Source organism: Bradyrhizobium sp. LB13.1 (genome assembly GCF_054056815.1).
The window spans coordinates 490,626-503,758 of sequence record NZ_JBSRYQ010000001.1 but is presented as its reverse complement, the minus strand read 5'-3'; the positions used below and the strand labels follow the sequence as shown (position 1 = coordinate 503,758).

General features: G+C 60.6%; 13 protein-coding genes. 6 read left to right on the top strand and 7 right to left on the bottom strand.

All coding sequences use genetic code 11. The features are described 5' to 3' along the window. Positions 1–77: 77 nt before the first annotated feature. Entirely contained in the window at positions 78–578 is a 501-nt protein-coding gene (locus tag ACVWYI_RS02410) for a DUF3800 domain-containing protein (protein WP_456661119.1), read from the top strand. On the opposite strand, the gene ACVWYI_RS02405 is transcribed toward ACVWYI_RS02410, so the two are convergent. Beyond that, a protein-coding gene (locus tag ACVWYI_RS02405) for an IS5 family transposase (protein WP_247772603.1) occupies positions 545–1,296 on the bottom strand; the annotation gives its coding sequence in 2 pieces (ribosomal slippage) (positions 545–966 and positions 966–1,296; 753 coding nt in all). The two genes, ACVWYI_RS02410 and ACVWYI_RS02405, sit on opposite strands and share 34 nt — an antisense overlap. Positions 1,297–1,359: 63 nt before the next feature. Here ACVWYI_RS02405 and ACVWYI_RS02400 point away from each other — a divergent pair. Then, entirely contained in the window at positions 1,360–1,656 is a 297-nt protein-coding gene (locus ACVWYI_RS02400) for a hypothetical protein (protein WP_456661118.1), read from the top strand. A gap of 397 nt (positions 1,657–2,053) precedes the next feature. Here ACVWYI_RS02400 and ACVWYI_RS02395 read toward each other — a convergent pair. The 3 genes from ACVWYI_RS02395 to ACVWYI_RS02385 form a co-directional block, all read right to left on the bottom strand. Then, positions 2,054–3,240 (bottom strand): IS3 family transposase gene (locus ACVWYI_RS02395; RefSeq protein ID WP_456661117.1). Its coding sequence is split into 2 segments (ribosomal slippage): positions 2,054–2,988 and positions 2,988–3,240, totalling 1,188 coding nucleotides; the frame shifts between segments, so codons are not numbered across the junction. Positions 3,241–3,842: 602 nt separating this feature from the next. Further along, entirely contained in the window at positions 3,843–4,271 is a 429-nt protein-coding gene (locus ACVWYI_RS02390; RefSeq protein WP_456661116.1) for a hypothetical protein, read from the bottom strand. Further along, positions 4,246–5,928, bottom strand: coding sequence for an AAA family ATPase (locus ACVWYI_RS02385; protein WP_456661115.1), 1,683 nt, complete (start codon positions 5,926–5,928; stop codon positions 4,246–4,248). The genes ACVWYI_RS02390 and ACVWYI_RS02385 overlap by 26 nt, the downstream gene beginning before the upstream one ends. On the opposite strand from ACVWYI_RS02385, the gene ACVWYI_RS02380 reads away from it, so the two are divergent. Further along, complete coding sequence (locus tag ACVWYI_RS02380; protein WP_456661114.1) at positions 5,918–6,436, top strand: hypothetical protein; 519 nt, start codon at positions 5,918–5,920, stop codon at positions 6,434–6,436. The two genes, ACVWYI_RS02385 and ACVWYI_RS02380, sit on opposite strands and share 11 nt — an antisense overlap. 186 nt (positions 6,437–6,622) lie before the next feature. Here the strand turns inward: ACVWYI_RS02380 and ACVWYI_RS02375 are convergent, their stop codons facing one another. Then, positions 6,623–7,024 carry a helix-turn-helix transcriptional regulator gene (locus ACVWYI_RS02375; RefSeq protein ID WP_456661113.1) on the bottom strand — a complete coding sequence of 134 codons (402 nt, stop codon included), beginning with the start codon at positions 7,022–7,024 and terminating at the stop codon, positions 6,623–6,625. 142 nt (positions 7,025–7,166) lie between these two features. Further along, entirely contained in the window at positions 7,167–8,423 is a 1,257-nt protein-coding gene (locus ACVWYI_RS02370; RefSeq protein WP_456661112.1) for a tyrosine-type recombinase/integrase, read from the bottom strand. 283 nt (positions 8,424–8,706) lie between these two features. Between ACVWYI_RS02370 and ACVWYI_RS02365 the strand changes: the two genes are divergently transcribed. The 3 genes from ACVWYI_RS02365 to ACVWYI_RS02355 all read left to right on the top strand — a co-directional run bounded on the left by ACVWYI_RS02365 (position 8,707) and on the right by ACVWYI_RS02355 (position 12,132). Beyond that, entirely contained in the window at positions 8,707–9,693 is a 987-nt protein-coding gene (locus ACVWYI_RS02365) for an NAD-dependent epimerase/dehydratase family protein (protein WP_456661111.1), read from the top strand. A 377-nt stretch (positions 9,694–10,070) separates the two neighbouring features. Further along, positions 10,071–11,339 carry a PQQ-dependent sugar dehydrogenase gene (locus tag ACVWYI_RS02360; RefSeq protein WP_247352500.1) on the top strand — a complete coding sequence of 423 codons (1,269 nt, stop codon included), beginning with the start codon at positions 10,071–10,073 and terminating at the stop codon, positions 11,337–11,339. A gap of 199 nt (positions 11,340–11,538) precedes the next feature. Continuing rightward, positions 11,539–12,132 (top strand): c-type cytochrome, encoded by a 594-nt coding sequence (locus ACVWYI_RS02355; RefSeq protein ID WP_456647596.1) that lies wholly within the window; start codon positions 11,539–11,541, stop codon positions 12,130–12,132. Positions 12,133–12,144: 12 nt separating this feature from the next. Here the strand turns inward: ACVWYI_RS02355 and panE are convergent, their stop codons facing one another. Continuing rightward, a complete protein-coding gene (gene panE / locus ACVWYI_RS02350; RefSeq protein ID WP_456661110.1) occupies positions 12,145–13,068 on the bottom strand; it encodes a 2-dehydropantoate 2-reductase in 924 nt (307 codons plus the stop codon). Between the last annotated feature and the right edge of the window lie 65 nt (positions 13,069–13,133).

The following is a 13,133-nucleotide window of genomic DNA, read 5'->3' as shown; positions in this document are numbered from 1 at the left end:
CTTTCGTCAAAGCGCTTTCATCATCGTCCGTTGAATCGCGGGCGGTCTGCTTCAATGTCTAGCTGAGTCCGCTGCGCATGACGTTCATTCATCCATCGCGTCGGTATCGACTTTACTTCGACGAAACCGGCACTGGCGATCTCAAGGGGCACAAGAAAGACCCTAATCAACGGTATCTCAGCCTCACGGGCTTGGTGTTCCGGCAAGACGTTCATGATTCCACATTCACTGCGCGCCTATCGGCATTGAAGCGCCGTGTTTTTAACAGTACGGAAATCATTCTTCACCGCAGGGATATCGTCGATCGTGACGGAGTTTTCTCCGTGCTTGAGGACGATGCCACCCGAGCTGCATTCGACGCCGAAATCTTAGATTTAGTAGGAGACTTACCTGGGCCAGCATTTACGGTTTCGATTGATAAGCAAGCACATTACGAAAAATATGCCGCATGGCATTTCGAGCCGTACCATTACGTGCTCACCTGCTTGGTTGAGCGCTTCTTGTGGTGGTTGAGGCGAACCAATAGCCTAGGGTCTGTTGGGATTCATCTGGAGTTTATCGCGGCCGCGGCCAGATAGATCATTGAAGTGAAGCTCTGGTCGGTCTTGTCGGCGCGCATTGCGATGCGCTTGAATTCCTTGAGCTTGCCGAAGAAGTTCTCGATGAGATGCCGCCATTTGTACATCTCCTTGTCGATGGCGAGAGGCTGTGCACGGCGCGGATGCTGGGAGATGACGACTTTGGCGCCACGCGCTTCGAGCTCGGCGATGATGGCGTTGCTATCGAAGGCCTTATCAGCGATCAGCGCGTTGAAGGCCAATCCCTCGATGAGCGGCGGCACGCCCACCGTATCGAAACGCTGTCCCGGCAGGAGCACGAAGCGCACGAGATTGCCGAGCGCATCGGTGAGCGCCAGAATTTTGGTGGTCATGCCGCCTTTCGAGCGGCCGATCGCCTGGCTTTGCGTCCCCCTTTTGCGCCCTGACCGTGGCGGTGGACCTTGACGATGGTGGCGTCGACCATGGCGTATTCCATGTCGGGATCGTCGGAGATGGCCTCGAACAGCCGCTTCCAGACATCCGCCTTCACCCAGTCGCGAAAGCGCGTGAATGTGCTATTCCAGTGGCCGAACATCGCCGGCAGATCCCGCCAGGGACTGCCGGTTCGGGCGATCCACAGAACGGCCTCGACAAACAGTCGGTTGTCCTTGCCGCTGCGGCCCGGATCTCCCGGCTTGCCAAGACAATGCGGCTCCATCTTCGCCCATTGGGCGTCAGTCAAAACGAATCGGTCCATCCCAAGCTTGAATCACAACCAAGCCCCGATGAGAATCCTGAATCCCAACAGACCCTAGGCGACGTGATGGGCGAAGCCCGAGGCCAGTATCACGACAAGAGATTACGGCGTGCGTTTCGATACATCTATGACAACGGCACGGAATATTTTCAGCCACACATAGTGCAATCCAAATTGATTTCGCGTGAATTGCAACTGGAGCCAAAAACCGCGGACTTTGCCGGATTACAGGTTGCCGACTTGCTCGCCCATCCCGCTCACAGAACGTTCAAATTTATGCAGCAAAACATACCAGTACCAGAAGATTACGGGGCATCCATAGTCCAGCAATTAGAGAAGGTTTATACCGTCACCCCGTAAGCAATCTCATCCGAGGTTGCGGCAGGAAATGGCTGCCCTAAAAAAGTACGGGGGCCTATAGGCTTTCACCTATAACCCCCGGCGATCGCAAGCGATCTCCCTTCGACCTCAGCCGAATTAATTGTGATATACGCGATTCCAATCGCAAAATCAATAGGTTACTAAGCCATTGTTGGGAATCATCTTTTGCGAATGCGACGTAAGTCCCTTGTAGGCCATTAGAAGACTGCCGGTAGGTCAGTCGCTTTACCTGTTACCTAGGCGGAACATTTCAATCGCTCCTCCAGCCGCGTCGTGCCCCCCGAGTTTTCCCTCATAACGTTTTTGCGTTTGGAAGGACCCGCGAAAAATTTCTCTAGCACCGCGTTTGGAATGCCGGTGACCTGCCGCTGAACTTTCATCCATTGGCGATTAGAGTCTCGGCGGATGTTACGCCGTTTGGCGCGGGGTGAGCAACGTGCGATCGGCGGAGCTGGTCGGGGTTGCGCAGCCGGTCGCACGTTGCGGTGAGGTTGGCGGAATAGGCCGCGGGTGTCAGATAGCCCAGCGACGAATGCGGGCGGTGGCTATTGTAGTCATGGGCCCACGCCGCAATCCTGGTTCGGGCGTGATCAAGGCCGAAGAACAGGGTTTCGTTGAGAAGCTCGTCTCGCATCCGGCCGTTGAAGCTTTCACAGAAGCCGTTCTGCATCGGTTTGCCTGGCGCGATAAAGTGCCAGGCAATCTGGTTGTCCTCTGACCAAGTCAGAATGGCGTTGCAGGTGAACTCGGTGCCGTTGTCCGAGACGATCATGCCAGGCTTGCCGCGGCGACCAATCAACGCCGTCAGCTCGCGCGCCACCCGCCGTCCCGGGATCGAAGTATCGGGGATCGCCGCCAGGCATTCCCGGGTCACGTCATCGACGATGTTGAGGATCCGGAACCGGCGCCCATTGGCAAACTGGTCATGGACAAAATCCAGCGACCAACGGGCATTCGGCCGGGCCTCGAGCAGGATCGGCGCCCGGGTGCCGACCGCGCGGCGGCGAGCCCGGCGCTTACGCACGCTGAGGCCTTCCTCCCGATAAAGGCGGTAGATACGGTTCAGCCCGGACGGCTCGCCATGCTGACGCAGCAGCACGAATAACCGCCGATAGCCGAAGCGCCGGCGGGCGTTGGCCAGTTCGCGCAGTTGGACCCGCAGTTCGGCATCGGGCGGCCGGCTCGACCGATAACGGATCATCTTGCGGTCGGCGCTGACGATGATGCAGGCCCGCCGTTCTGACAGTCCCAATTCGGCCTGCAGATGCGCGACAGCTTCGCGCTTGGCGGCGGGCCCTACCATTTTTTTGAAAGAAGCTCACGCAGCGCCGCCGCATCCAGCATCTGCTCGGCCAATAGCTTCTTCAGCTTGGCGTTCTCGTCCTCAAGCTGCCGTAGCCGCTTGGCCTCCGAGACGTCCATACCGCCGAATTTGGACTTCCAGTTGTAAAGCGTCGCTTCCGAGACGCCGTGCTTGCGTGCCAAATCGGCCGTCTTCGCACCGGCCTCATGCTCGCGCAGCACGCCTATAATCTGCTCTTCCGTAAACCTGGCTCGCTTCATTTGTCCGTCCTTCAGAAGGCCGGACTCTAACTTCAACTGGAGGAAATCGGCAGGGGCAGGTCACCGGGGCTCAAGCAAGCAAAAGTTATTTTCGCTATTGTGCTGCCCTGCCCATGACACGTGATGGCGGTCGATGTGTGCTTGGCATGCCTTTCAGCAGAGCGTTAGCGCCAAGGGCTGAAACCGAAGTGCTGTAAGCGTAAAGGACGTTAGCGCGATGCCTTCACACGCTATGGTGTGCAGTAGGGCTGGGGCAGGGCTATCAGCCCGCAAAAGGAGTCGAGCGCGTATAAAAGAAACGTCGCCCAGCCCGGGGCCGTGAGCATCAGGGCGAGCGCTCTACGAGGCTAGGCCGGCCCCTAGCGCAAACGCGTAAGGCTTCAATATAATCACGCTCAACCTTGCCCAAGATCCTAAGCTGATTCCCACTGTCCCGCTCTTAGGAGCGGGAACAGCGTGGGAATCGGGAATCGGCTCATGATTCCCAACCGATTCCCACGTGGGAATCTGCGCAAACGCAACAATAAAGATAATTCGTGTGATTCTCGCAGCCGGGATTCCCACCTGGGAATCGAGGGCAATTGGGGGGGCGATTCCCAAGCCTATTCGATTCCCTCTTCGGCGTCCTCCACGCCCAGCGTTTCAGCATGTTTGGCGCCCTGCTTTGTTGGCTTCAGGGTCCCTTTTTCCAGCCAACCCTTCATCACACAATCGGCGACGGTCCGGGACAACCGCGACCGCTTCCACTTGCCGTTCTCTAGCGCCTTCTGCGTCGCCGGTTTTTCCGCGACGATGCGAATCAAGAGTTCCTCTTCGTCGGTCAGTTCGCCGCCAAAGTCCTCGGCTACGGAAGGCACTTCGATTTTGGACAGGTACGCCGACAACACGTCCGGCAAAGCCACTTCGCTGTCGTCGTTCGGGTCGTCCCAGTCATACGTGACGCCGCCGACTTCGACCACGGCCTGGACTAGTTCGAACGCGTCCGGCTTTTCGGGCACCGCGCCATCACGCAGGAATATGACTTGCCACACGCGCGTTCTTTTTGTCCTTGCCGATGAAGAACCGGACCCGGCCATCGATGGCGGCGGCGAGCGCGGACGAACCTTGCGAGCGTTCCGTATTCGAGTGACCGGGATGATGCAGTAACAGCATGGTTGCGCGCAGCCGGGTCCGCACGAAGTCGATTCCCTTGACGAAACGACCCATGTCCTGCGAGCCGTTTGGGTCCCCTTCCATGTTGCGGAAGAGGGTGTCGATAACGATCATTGACAAACGGCCGGGGTTCGCCTCTAGCAACGCTTTGGCGTCCTTCTCGCGGTTCATGTAAACCGGGATAGGGACAATGCGGAAGTTTTGGTCGATGGCCGCGCGCAGTTCTGCGGCGCGCTTGGCGTTGTTGCCCGCCTGCCCTTTAACCCACGCAAGAACTCGGTTGGCGAACAGGCGGCGGTTGCCTTCGGCGATGATGTAGAGGACACGGCCCGGCGCGACTGCCCGCCCGAAGCAATCGGTGTCCGTCGCCACGCACAACGCCAGATGCAAAGCCCAAAACGTCTTGCCTGCCTTCTCGCGTCCGAAGATTTCGAAGAACGACCCTTTCGGAATGATACCTTCAAGTGTCCACTTTGGCGGCTTCGCCGCGAGAATGGCAGCGAGCGAAACACCCGCGTAAGGATTCACCTTCGCCGTATTCGTCGTCTTCAGCTTCACGACCGTTTCGCCGTCGTCGTCCGGCCGGTCCACGTCGTCGGCGAAGTCATCCTTCCTGTCTTCCGCAATGTAAGCTTGCGCCTTGGCGTATTCGTCACGAACACGCTTGCGCACGGCCTGCTTGCTGCCGAGCTTCTCATGCAATGCATCGACAAGGTCGCCGTTCGCCGGGTCATCGAAGAGTCCGACAATCTGTTCTTGCGTGATACCAGCGGCTGCCATCAGGTTGATTCCCTTCATGCGCCAACCGGAATTCGAGTCGTCGTCCGGCGCGTCGCAGTTCTCTGACCGGCCGTCGCGGATGATTTCCTTCAGCGTGTCGCTAATCGGCAAATCGTTCAGGTCCACTTCAGGAACATCGGCAAGGGCAGGCGCGTCATAGATTTTTGCGACGTACCCCCTCGGCAGTTCATCGGGCGTGTAGCGACGCGTCGGGTCGCCTTGCAAGCCACTCGCGACAGTCACCTTGCGGCCGTTGGCGCGTTTCTTCTCATTGGGAATGTTCGTCGTGTGTGGCGCGCGGTACAGATGGTCAATCGACTGACACGAATCAAAGCCTTGCGCCTTGCCGCCGAGCACTTGCGCGAGTCCGACGTTGATCGCCTTTGCCTGTTCAATGTCCGTGATGGGCTTCGCATGCCGCCACAGCGCGACCACCCCACCGCCGGACGAATAGACGAACGTCGGTTCGGGCGCGTCCCCGGACGCGAGTCGTTCGCGGATTCGCTCTTGTGCCGCGGACGGGTCTTCGCCGCTCTTCGGATCGCAATCGACATACGCATATTCGACGGCGGCGATATCCGTTTCCTTTGACCGCTTGTCAGCGCGGGCGCGCGGCGGGTTCGGTTCAAAGTACAGGTTCTCTACGCCGTCGTGCGCAGCAATCCAGCGGATTAGCGCATCGCGCTCTTCCGGCATCTTGAAGCACTTCGTGCCGCGCATCACGTCCTTGGAGCCGGAGGGATCGATGGCTGTCATCTTCACAAGACCCCTCGGTCTGATGCGCCGGATGGCGGCGGCGGCCTTGGCGGGATCGCCCAACGTTACTTGGACGGTGCTCGATCTCTGTGGCATACCTCAACCCTTCATGCCTGTACCGACTGCCCGTCGTGTTAGTGACTCAACACGGCGGGCGGATATTTTGTTAGAGCCGATGGAAGCCGCGCGACTTTCGCATCGCCTCGGCCAACGGGCGGCCGTCATACCTCACGAAGGCCCAACCACTGTCCACGCAATTGATGACGCCGCAATGAGGGGTGAACGGCCATTCTCGCTCGGCCTGTGCGACGAATGGTCGGATATCCCATTGCCAAAGCCGTCGCTGTTCCGCGCTGGCGTAATACATCGCGGCGTCACGCAGTGCGATCGCACGGCGGCAAACCGCGCACAGATACTCAATGCTGATGCGATCACGGGCGGCCATGGTTGCACCTCGTCGAAGCCATCTTCAGCCGCGTCGATTGGAGCTTGCGCCGCCGTGCTTTGATGACAACATGGACGCAGGATTCAATTTCCTGCTTCGGCCACCGCGCCGTATGCGGCGCGACGTGCACGGGCGGCGGATATCGGCCGGCTGCGATGCCGTGATAGAAGGTCGAACGGCTGATGGGTTTAGAGCCGCCAATGATGGCGCACGCTTCACGCGCGTCAATCAGGTCGATGGAGCCGCGCTTCATGGCCGCACCGCCTTTCGCGGCCGTTGCGGCTCGCGCTTCAGGGTTGCGGCGTCCCACGCGTCCAACTCTTCGGCGGACCAAAATCTGTCAGCCCCGTCGATGTAGTACGGACAAGGGAAGGCGGCTTCGCGCGTCTTGCGACGAATCCATTCGTCGGACGCATTGCCATAACGTTCGCGCACCTGCGCAACGCGCAGGTACCGCTTTAGCTTGGGTAACTCGAATTCGCACGCGGACACGGTTGCACCTTTTCCCTTGTTAATCATAAGCAGCGTTTTGCAGATGACCGCGCACAAATGGCGCAGGGTAAAAGGGCGTCGAATGCCCGGACACGGCACCCGCCGTGTCACCTTTCCCGCATAACAGTCCTTTTGAGCGGGACTGTCGTTCGACGTCATCCCCAACCAGCGGACTTACCGCGAAGGCTTAGAGGGGAAGAACTAGGGTCGGTTTCTTTCGACCTGTGCCCCGTCCAGATTTGTCCGGGGCCATTTGCAACATATGCCAGATGCACGAGAAAGAATCAAAGGAACGTTAGGATCAGCGGCGCAGTGCGACCACGTTCGAGTCGGTTTTACCGCTGACGATGCGCACGACTTCGGCCGCGAGCGCTTCAAAGGCGTGACGCTTTTCTTCGGCATAGTCGTGCCGATTGTAGACGCCGGCGACGCCCTTGATCGTGTGATTACAGCACGCTTCGCGTACTTCGAATGGAATGCCGATGCGTTGCATAATGCTCGTGCCCGTGCGTCGCAGGTCGTGCAGTGTCCACGGACCTACGGCGTCACCCGTTGCCGCGTCGAGCTTATCTTTCCAATCGCTGAAGCCGCTTATTGGCCGATTGACGTGACGCCCTTCGAAGACGAACGGACAGTCATCGGTACGCTTCACCGACGATAGTACCTCATTGAGGGCAGCCGTGCGGTAAATGTCGATAGGGCGGCCGTTCTTCGTGCGACCTCTCTCGATGGACCACAGCGAATCCGATAGTTCTGCGCAGGGCATTTCGGCGACTTCCCCTCGGCGGCCGAGGGTTAAAATCATCGTGCGCACTATCGCACCGAACGTACCGACGCCATCGCAGGCGAGCCACACGGCGCGCAATTCATCGTTGGTTAATGCGCGGTCGCGGCTCGGCGCGATCTCGCCGGTTTGCACGCCTGCCGCCGGGTTGACGATCACAGTAGCGTTGCGATCCATCGTCCAGCCGAAGAAATGCGACAAGCGGGTCTTGCCCTTGCGCCGGGCATCCTTAAAGCCCTTCAGGTTGTCCAGCAATGCGACGACGTCTTGCCGGGTAACGGAACCGACCGGGCGGCGGCCCCATGCAGGCAGCGCGAGGCGCAGGAAGAACGACCGGGTTGCGGCGGCCGTCTCTTCGCCGACGGCCGGTTCGACAGCCTTGGCCCTGCTGCGTTCGCCCGTTTCGTGGTCGATATACTCGCGGCCCCAAGACAGATGGCCCCGGTCATAGGCTTTGAATGCCGCCAAGACCGTGTTTGCCGGGGCGGCCTTCCGGGCATCCGCCTTGAGCCCGGCAGGGTCGCCCCCCTTGGCAAGCTCGCCCCGCGCCGTCGCTGCGTCAGCGCGCGCCGCTTCCAGGGTGAGGGCCGGATACTGACCCAGGGTCAGCTTCCGGGTAACCCCTGCTATGACATAGCGGAATGCCCATGACTTCGCGCCGGACGGCTGCACGACAAGGTGCAGGCCGGGGTAAGCCGCGTCCCTGACCTCGTAACGGGCCGCAGCTGGCTTTGCGCTTTCGACGCGGTCGCGGGTTAGCCTTTGGACGGGCATTGATGGCCTCGGGGGTAAAGTGGGGTAAAGAATCCCCGTGTTTTGTTCTGTGGTAATATGCCAACCACAAAACGGCTCGAAGCGCAAAACCTTATTAGAATCAAGCTTAAGCGATGTTTTTACGTTGGCCACATACGCCCACATTTGCCCTACCTGACGACCTTGCCAAGGTCGGGGTCGAGGGTTCGAGCCCCTTCGCCCGCTCCAATTTTTCCCAAAGCATCCAGCCGAGCCGGACGGGGTCGTGGTTTCCCACGCCGGTGGCGGCTGTATTGGGCCTCGAATGACAGTTCTGGTCACAGGCAGCGCCGGCCATCTCGGGGAGGCCCTTCTCCGCACGCTCCGCGGGCGCGGATCGCTTGTGCGCGGGGTCGATCTGAAACCGTCGCCCTTCACCGATGCCGTCGGCTCGATCGTCGATTCTGATTTCGTGCGAGGCCAGATGGCCGGCGTTACCGCCGTGATCCACACTGCGACGCTGCACAAGCCGCATGTGGCAACCCACAGCAAGCAGGATTTCATCGACACCAACGTCACTGGCACGCTCAATCTGCTCGAAGCGGCGGTGGCCGCCGGCGTGCGCAGCTTTGTCTTCACCAGCACAACCAGCGCGTTCGGCTCGCAGCTTCGGCCCGACGCCGGCCAAGCCGCTGTGTGGGTCACCGAGGACCTGCCGGCGGTGCCCAAGAACATCTACGGCACGACCAAGCTGATGGCCGAAACTCTCTGCGAGCTGTTCTGTCGCGAGCGCGGCCTGCCGGTCCTGGTCTTGAGGACCTCGCGCTTCTTCCCCGAAGACGATGACGATCCTGCAATGCGATCAGCTTACACGCTGGAGAACGCGCAAGCCAACGAGCTGCTCTATCGCCGGCTGGATATCGCGGACGCGGCGAACGCCCATCTGCTCGCCGGCGAGCGTGCGCCGAAGATCGGGTTTGCCCGCTACATCGTGTCGGCCACGAGCCCGTTCGAGCAGCGCCATCTGGCAGCACTTGCGCGCGATGCGGCCAATGTCGTGCGCGAGCTCTATCCGGATTGTGCGGAGCTCTATGCGGCGCGCGGCTGGCGGCTGTTCCCCGAGATCGACCGGGTCTATGTCAACGACCGCGCGAGGCGCGAGCTGGGCTGGCGGCCCCAATTCGACTTCGCCCATGTCCTGAACTGCCTTCGCGATGGCCGCGATTTTCGCAGCACGCTGGCGCGCGATGTGGGGTCGAAAGGCTATCACGAGACGATTTTCGGCGATGGTCCCTACGCCGCCGCCCCGTAGTCGCCGCTTTTGCCAATTTGCCCGATGCACCAAATGCCTGTCCGGAGTCACCGGGAGCAAAATGGCCTCCGCCGTTCTACTGTGCATGGGGTTGTTTTCGCGTTTTTTGTTCCCGACCGTCCTGCTGCCTGCAAATTGGCCATGCGCTGCCTCGATTCCGCGTTGCAGCGAGACCGTTGCCGCTGCCGTGCTCGGGCCGAGAACATCCGTCTCAATTTTTATCGAGGCCAATTGCGGCGCATGCGGCGCGCTTCTCACTGCTCGCAGATGTGCTAACCTTTTTGCGTCTGTCCTCTCGACAGACTCAAAACTTCGCCTCTCGACTAGCCATAATAAAATAACGTGCAGCCCTGACGGCTGCCTTAGGGAGTGACGCGATGACATCGATGTTCCATCGATCCGTGTTGGCGCTTGCGGCCGTGGCCCTTCTTGCGGGGACCAGCGCTGGCTACGCGCAGGACAAGAACAAGCCGCTGAAGAAATACGAATCCGGCACCAAGGAGTTCTGGACCCATCCGCCGGATGACTGGTTCCTCGGCGACGAGACCGAGGCGCAGAAGGGTCTGGCGCCGCCGTCGGGTCCGCCGACCGGCGCGTCGGAGGCCGAGCTCGCCAATATCGTCAAGAAGGTCAAGCTGCCGGCGGGCTTCAAGATGGAGGTCTACGCGTCCGGTGTGCTGGCCGCGCGGCAGATGGCCTGGGGTGACAAGGGCACGCTGTTCGTCGGCTCGTTCGGCCTCGGCAACGTCTATGCCATCAAGGACAACAACGGCAAGAAGGAGGTCAAGACCATCCTGAAGGGGCTGAACATGCCCACCGGTCTGGCCTTCAAGGACGGCGCGCTTTACGTCATCGCGGTCGACAAGCTGATCCGCTACGACGATGCCGAAGCCAAGATGGACAATCTCGGCGAGGGCAAGGTCGTCTATGACGACATGCCGTCCTATGCCGCGCATGGCTGGAAGTACATCGCTGTCGACAAGGAAGGCTGGTTCTACATTCCGTTCGGACCGCCCTTCAACATCGGCGTGCCCCCGACCAGCGTCGCGCAAATCCGCCGCGTCGATCCCAAGACCGGCAATGCCGAAGTCTATGCGCTCGGCGTCCGCAACTCGGTCGGCGGCGACGTCGATCCGCGTACCGGCAAGTACTGGTTCACCGAGAACGCGCGTGACTGGGTCAGCGATGATCTACCCAGCGACAAGCTGAACATGATCTCGAAAATGGGCGAGCACTTTGGCTATCCCTATTGCCATCAGGGTGACCTGCCCGATCCGAAGTTCGCGATGGGCCACAAATGCTCCGAGTTCACGCCGCCGGTGCTGAACCTCGGCGCTCACGTCGCTCCGCTCGGCATGAAGTTCTATACCGGCGATCAATTTCCGCCTGAGTACAAGAACAACATCCTGATCGCCGAGCACGGCTCCTGGAATCGTCACAAATACCAGGGTGGCCGCATCATGCGCGTGATCGTCGGACCCGACGGCAAGAATGCCAAGCAGGAGGTGTTTGCTTCCGGCTGGATCGAGGGCGACCAGGGCTATCTCGGCCGTCCCGACGACATCATCCTCGCCAAGGACGGCTCGATCCTCGTCGCTGACGATTGGGCCGGCGCGATCTACCGCATCAGCTACAGCAAGAAGTAGCGTACAAGGACGCGAGGCTGCGGGGCCGAGGGGCACCGCAGCCTTTCTCGTTTTCAATTTCGCACGCTGTGGTTCCGAATCTGCGCGCTGCTTGCGTACAAGTCTGGAACCCAAAACCACGAACGAGGGTTATCGAGTCCGGGTTCGTCCTCAGGCGCGCTCCGGGAATGACGAACTCGTCAAAGCGGAATCTTCAATCATGCGCCGGCAGGTCATCTCGCTCGCTATCAACGCGCTCGCGCTCACAGCGCTCGCATTCGTCCCGGCCCAGGCCGCCGACAACGCCGCGATCAAGGAGAAGGCCGCCGTCTGCTCCGGCTGTCACGGCGAGAACGGCATCTCGCAGACCGAGAATATCCCCTCGCTCGCCGGCCAGCCCGATCAATTTCTGCAATGGCAGCTCGTGTTCTTCCGCGCTGGTTCGCGCAAGAACGACCAGATGCAGCCCATCGCGGAGGAAATCACCAACGAGGACGTCCGCAATTTCGGTGCTTATTTCTCGCAAATGACGCCGCCAAAGGGCGAGGAAGACAAAGACCCGGACCTGTCGAAAAAGGGCGCGCAAGTTGCCGTCGGCCGCCGCTGCGCCTCATGCCATACCGATAGCTTTGCCGGCACCAAGGCCGTCGCGCGACTCGCGGGTCAGCGAGAGGAATATCTGGTCAAGGCGCTGCGCGACTACAAGACCAACCAGCGCGTCGGCGGCGGAGGCGCCGCGATGGCCGATGTCGCCTATCACATGAGCGACGAGGAGATCACGGCCGTCTCGCATTATCTCGCGTACTTCAAATAGCGGAAGGTGCGGTCAGCCCGCCCGCTGCTTCTCATACGCCTTCAAATGCGTGTACGCGATGCGCAGCTTCGGCACCGGCACCTTGGCGGCATCGGCGCGCGCGATGAGGTCGCCGATGACGTGATCGGCCTCGACCGGCAGGCCGGCCTTGACGTCCCGGAACATCGACGCCGTCATCGGCGAACCCTCGGTGGTGAGGTTACCCTTCACGCGCTCGAAGAACGGACCGCCCGGCGTGTAGCCTGAGGCGGTGGCGATCGCGCTGGTCTCGTCCAGCATGCCGAGCAAAAAGTCCCTGCCGCCGGGGGCGGCGAGAATGTTGCCGACGGAGGTGCGCATCAGGCTGGTGGACGCCGCCAGCGAGGAGAGGAACACCCACTTCTCCCACATGTCCTGCATGATGTTCTGGCTGGCCGTGGCACCATTGATGCCGCCCTTGAAGGCCTCGTCGATCGCCTTGACGCGATCCGACGGCTTTCCGTCGCGCTCGCCGTAATTGATCGACTGCATCGGCTGGAGCTGCACCACCTCGCGCTTCTCGTTGAGCGTCGCGGCGATGGCGCAGAGGCCGCCGAGCACGCGCTCCTTGCCGAACTTGCCGTCGAGGATATCGAGATGCTTCATGCCGTTGAGCATCGGAATGATCGCCGTGTCGGGCCCGACCGCCGCCGCGAACGACTTGATGGCGTCGTCGAGATCGAACGCCTTGCAGCTCAACAGCACCACGTCGAACTTGTCCTTGAGCTTGTCGGCCTCGACCCGCGGCGGATCCTTCAGCGTCACGTCGCCATTCGGGCTCTTGATGACGAGGCCGGCGCTCGCGAGCTCGCTGGCGCGCCGCGGCCGGACCAGGAAGGTCACGTCGCGGCCGGCCTGCAACAGCCTACCACCAAAATAGCCGCCGATGGCGCCGGCACCGACCACGAGGATACGCATGGGATTGTCCTTGTTGCTCTTGCGGTTGTTCTTACTGTTGTTGGCGATCTATTTATAGTCGTCAT

Coding starts and splice junctions, on each gene's coding strand:
- ACVWYI_RS02370 (WP_456661112.1), bottom strand. CDS start 8,423: ATGCCCGTCCAAAGGCTAACCCGCGACCGCGTCGAAAGCGCAAAGCCA.
- ACVWYI_RS02410 (WP_456661119.1), top strand. CDS start 78: ATGACGTTCATTCATCCATCGCGTCGGTATCGACTTTACTTCGACGAA.
- ACVWYI_RS02380 (WP_456661114.1), top strand. CDS start 5,918: ATGGCTGTCATCTTCACAAGACCCCTCGGTCTGATGCGCCGGATGGCG.
- ACVWYI_RS02360 (WP_247352500.1), top strand. CDS start 10,071: ATGACATCGATGTTCCATCGATCCGTGTTGGCGCTTGCGGCCGTGGCC.
- panE (WP_456661110.1), bottom strand. CDS start 13,068: ATGCGTATCCTCGTGGTCGGTGCCGGCGCCATCGGCGGCTATTTTGGT.
- ACVWYI_RS02355 (WP_456647596.1), top strand. CDS start 11,539: ATGCGCCGGCAGGTCATCTCGCTCGCTATCAACGCGCTCGCGCTCACA.
- ACVWYI_RS02375 (WP_456661113.1), bottom strand. CDS start 7,024: ATGACGTCGAACGACAGTCCCGCTCAAAAGGACTGTTATGCGGGAAAG.
- ACVWYI_RS02365 (WP_456661111.1), top strand. CDS start 8,707: ATGACAGTTCTGGTCACAGGCAGCGCCGGCCATCTCGGGGAGGCCCTT.
- ACVWYI_RS02385 (WP_456661115.1), bottom strand. CDS start 5,928: ATGACAGCCATCGATCCCTCCGGCTCCAAGGACGTGATGCGCGGCACG.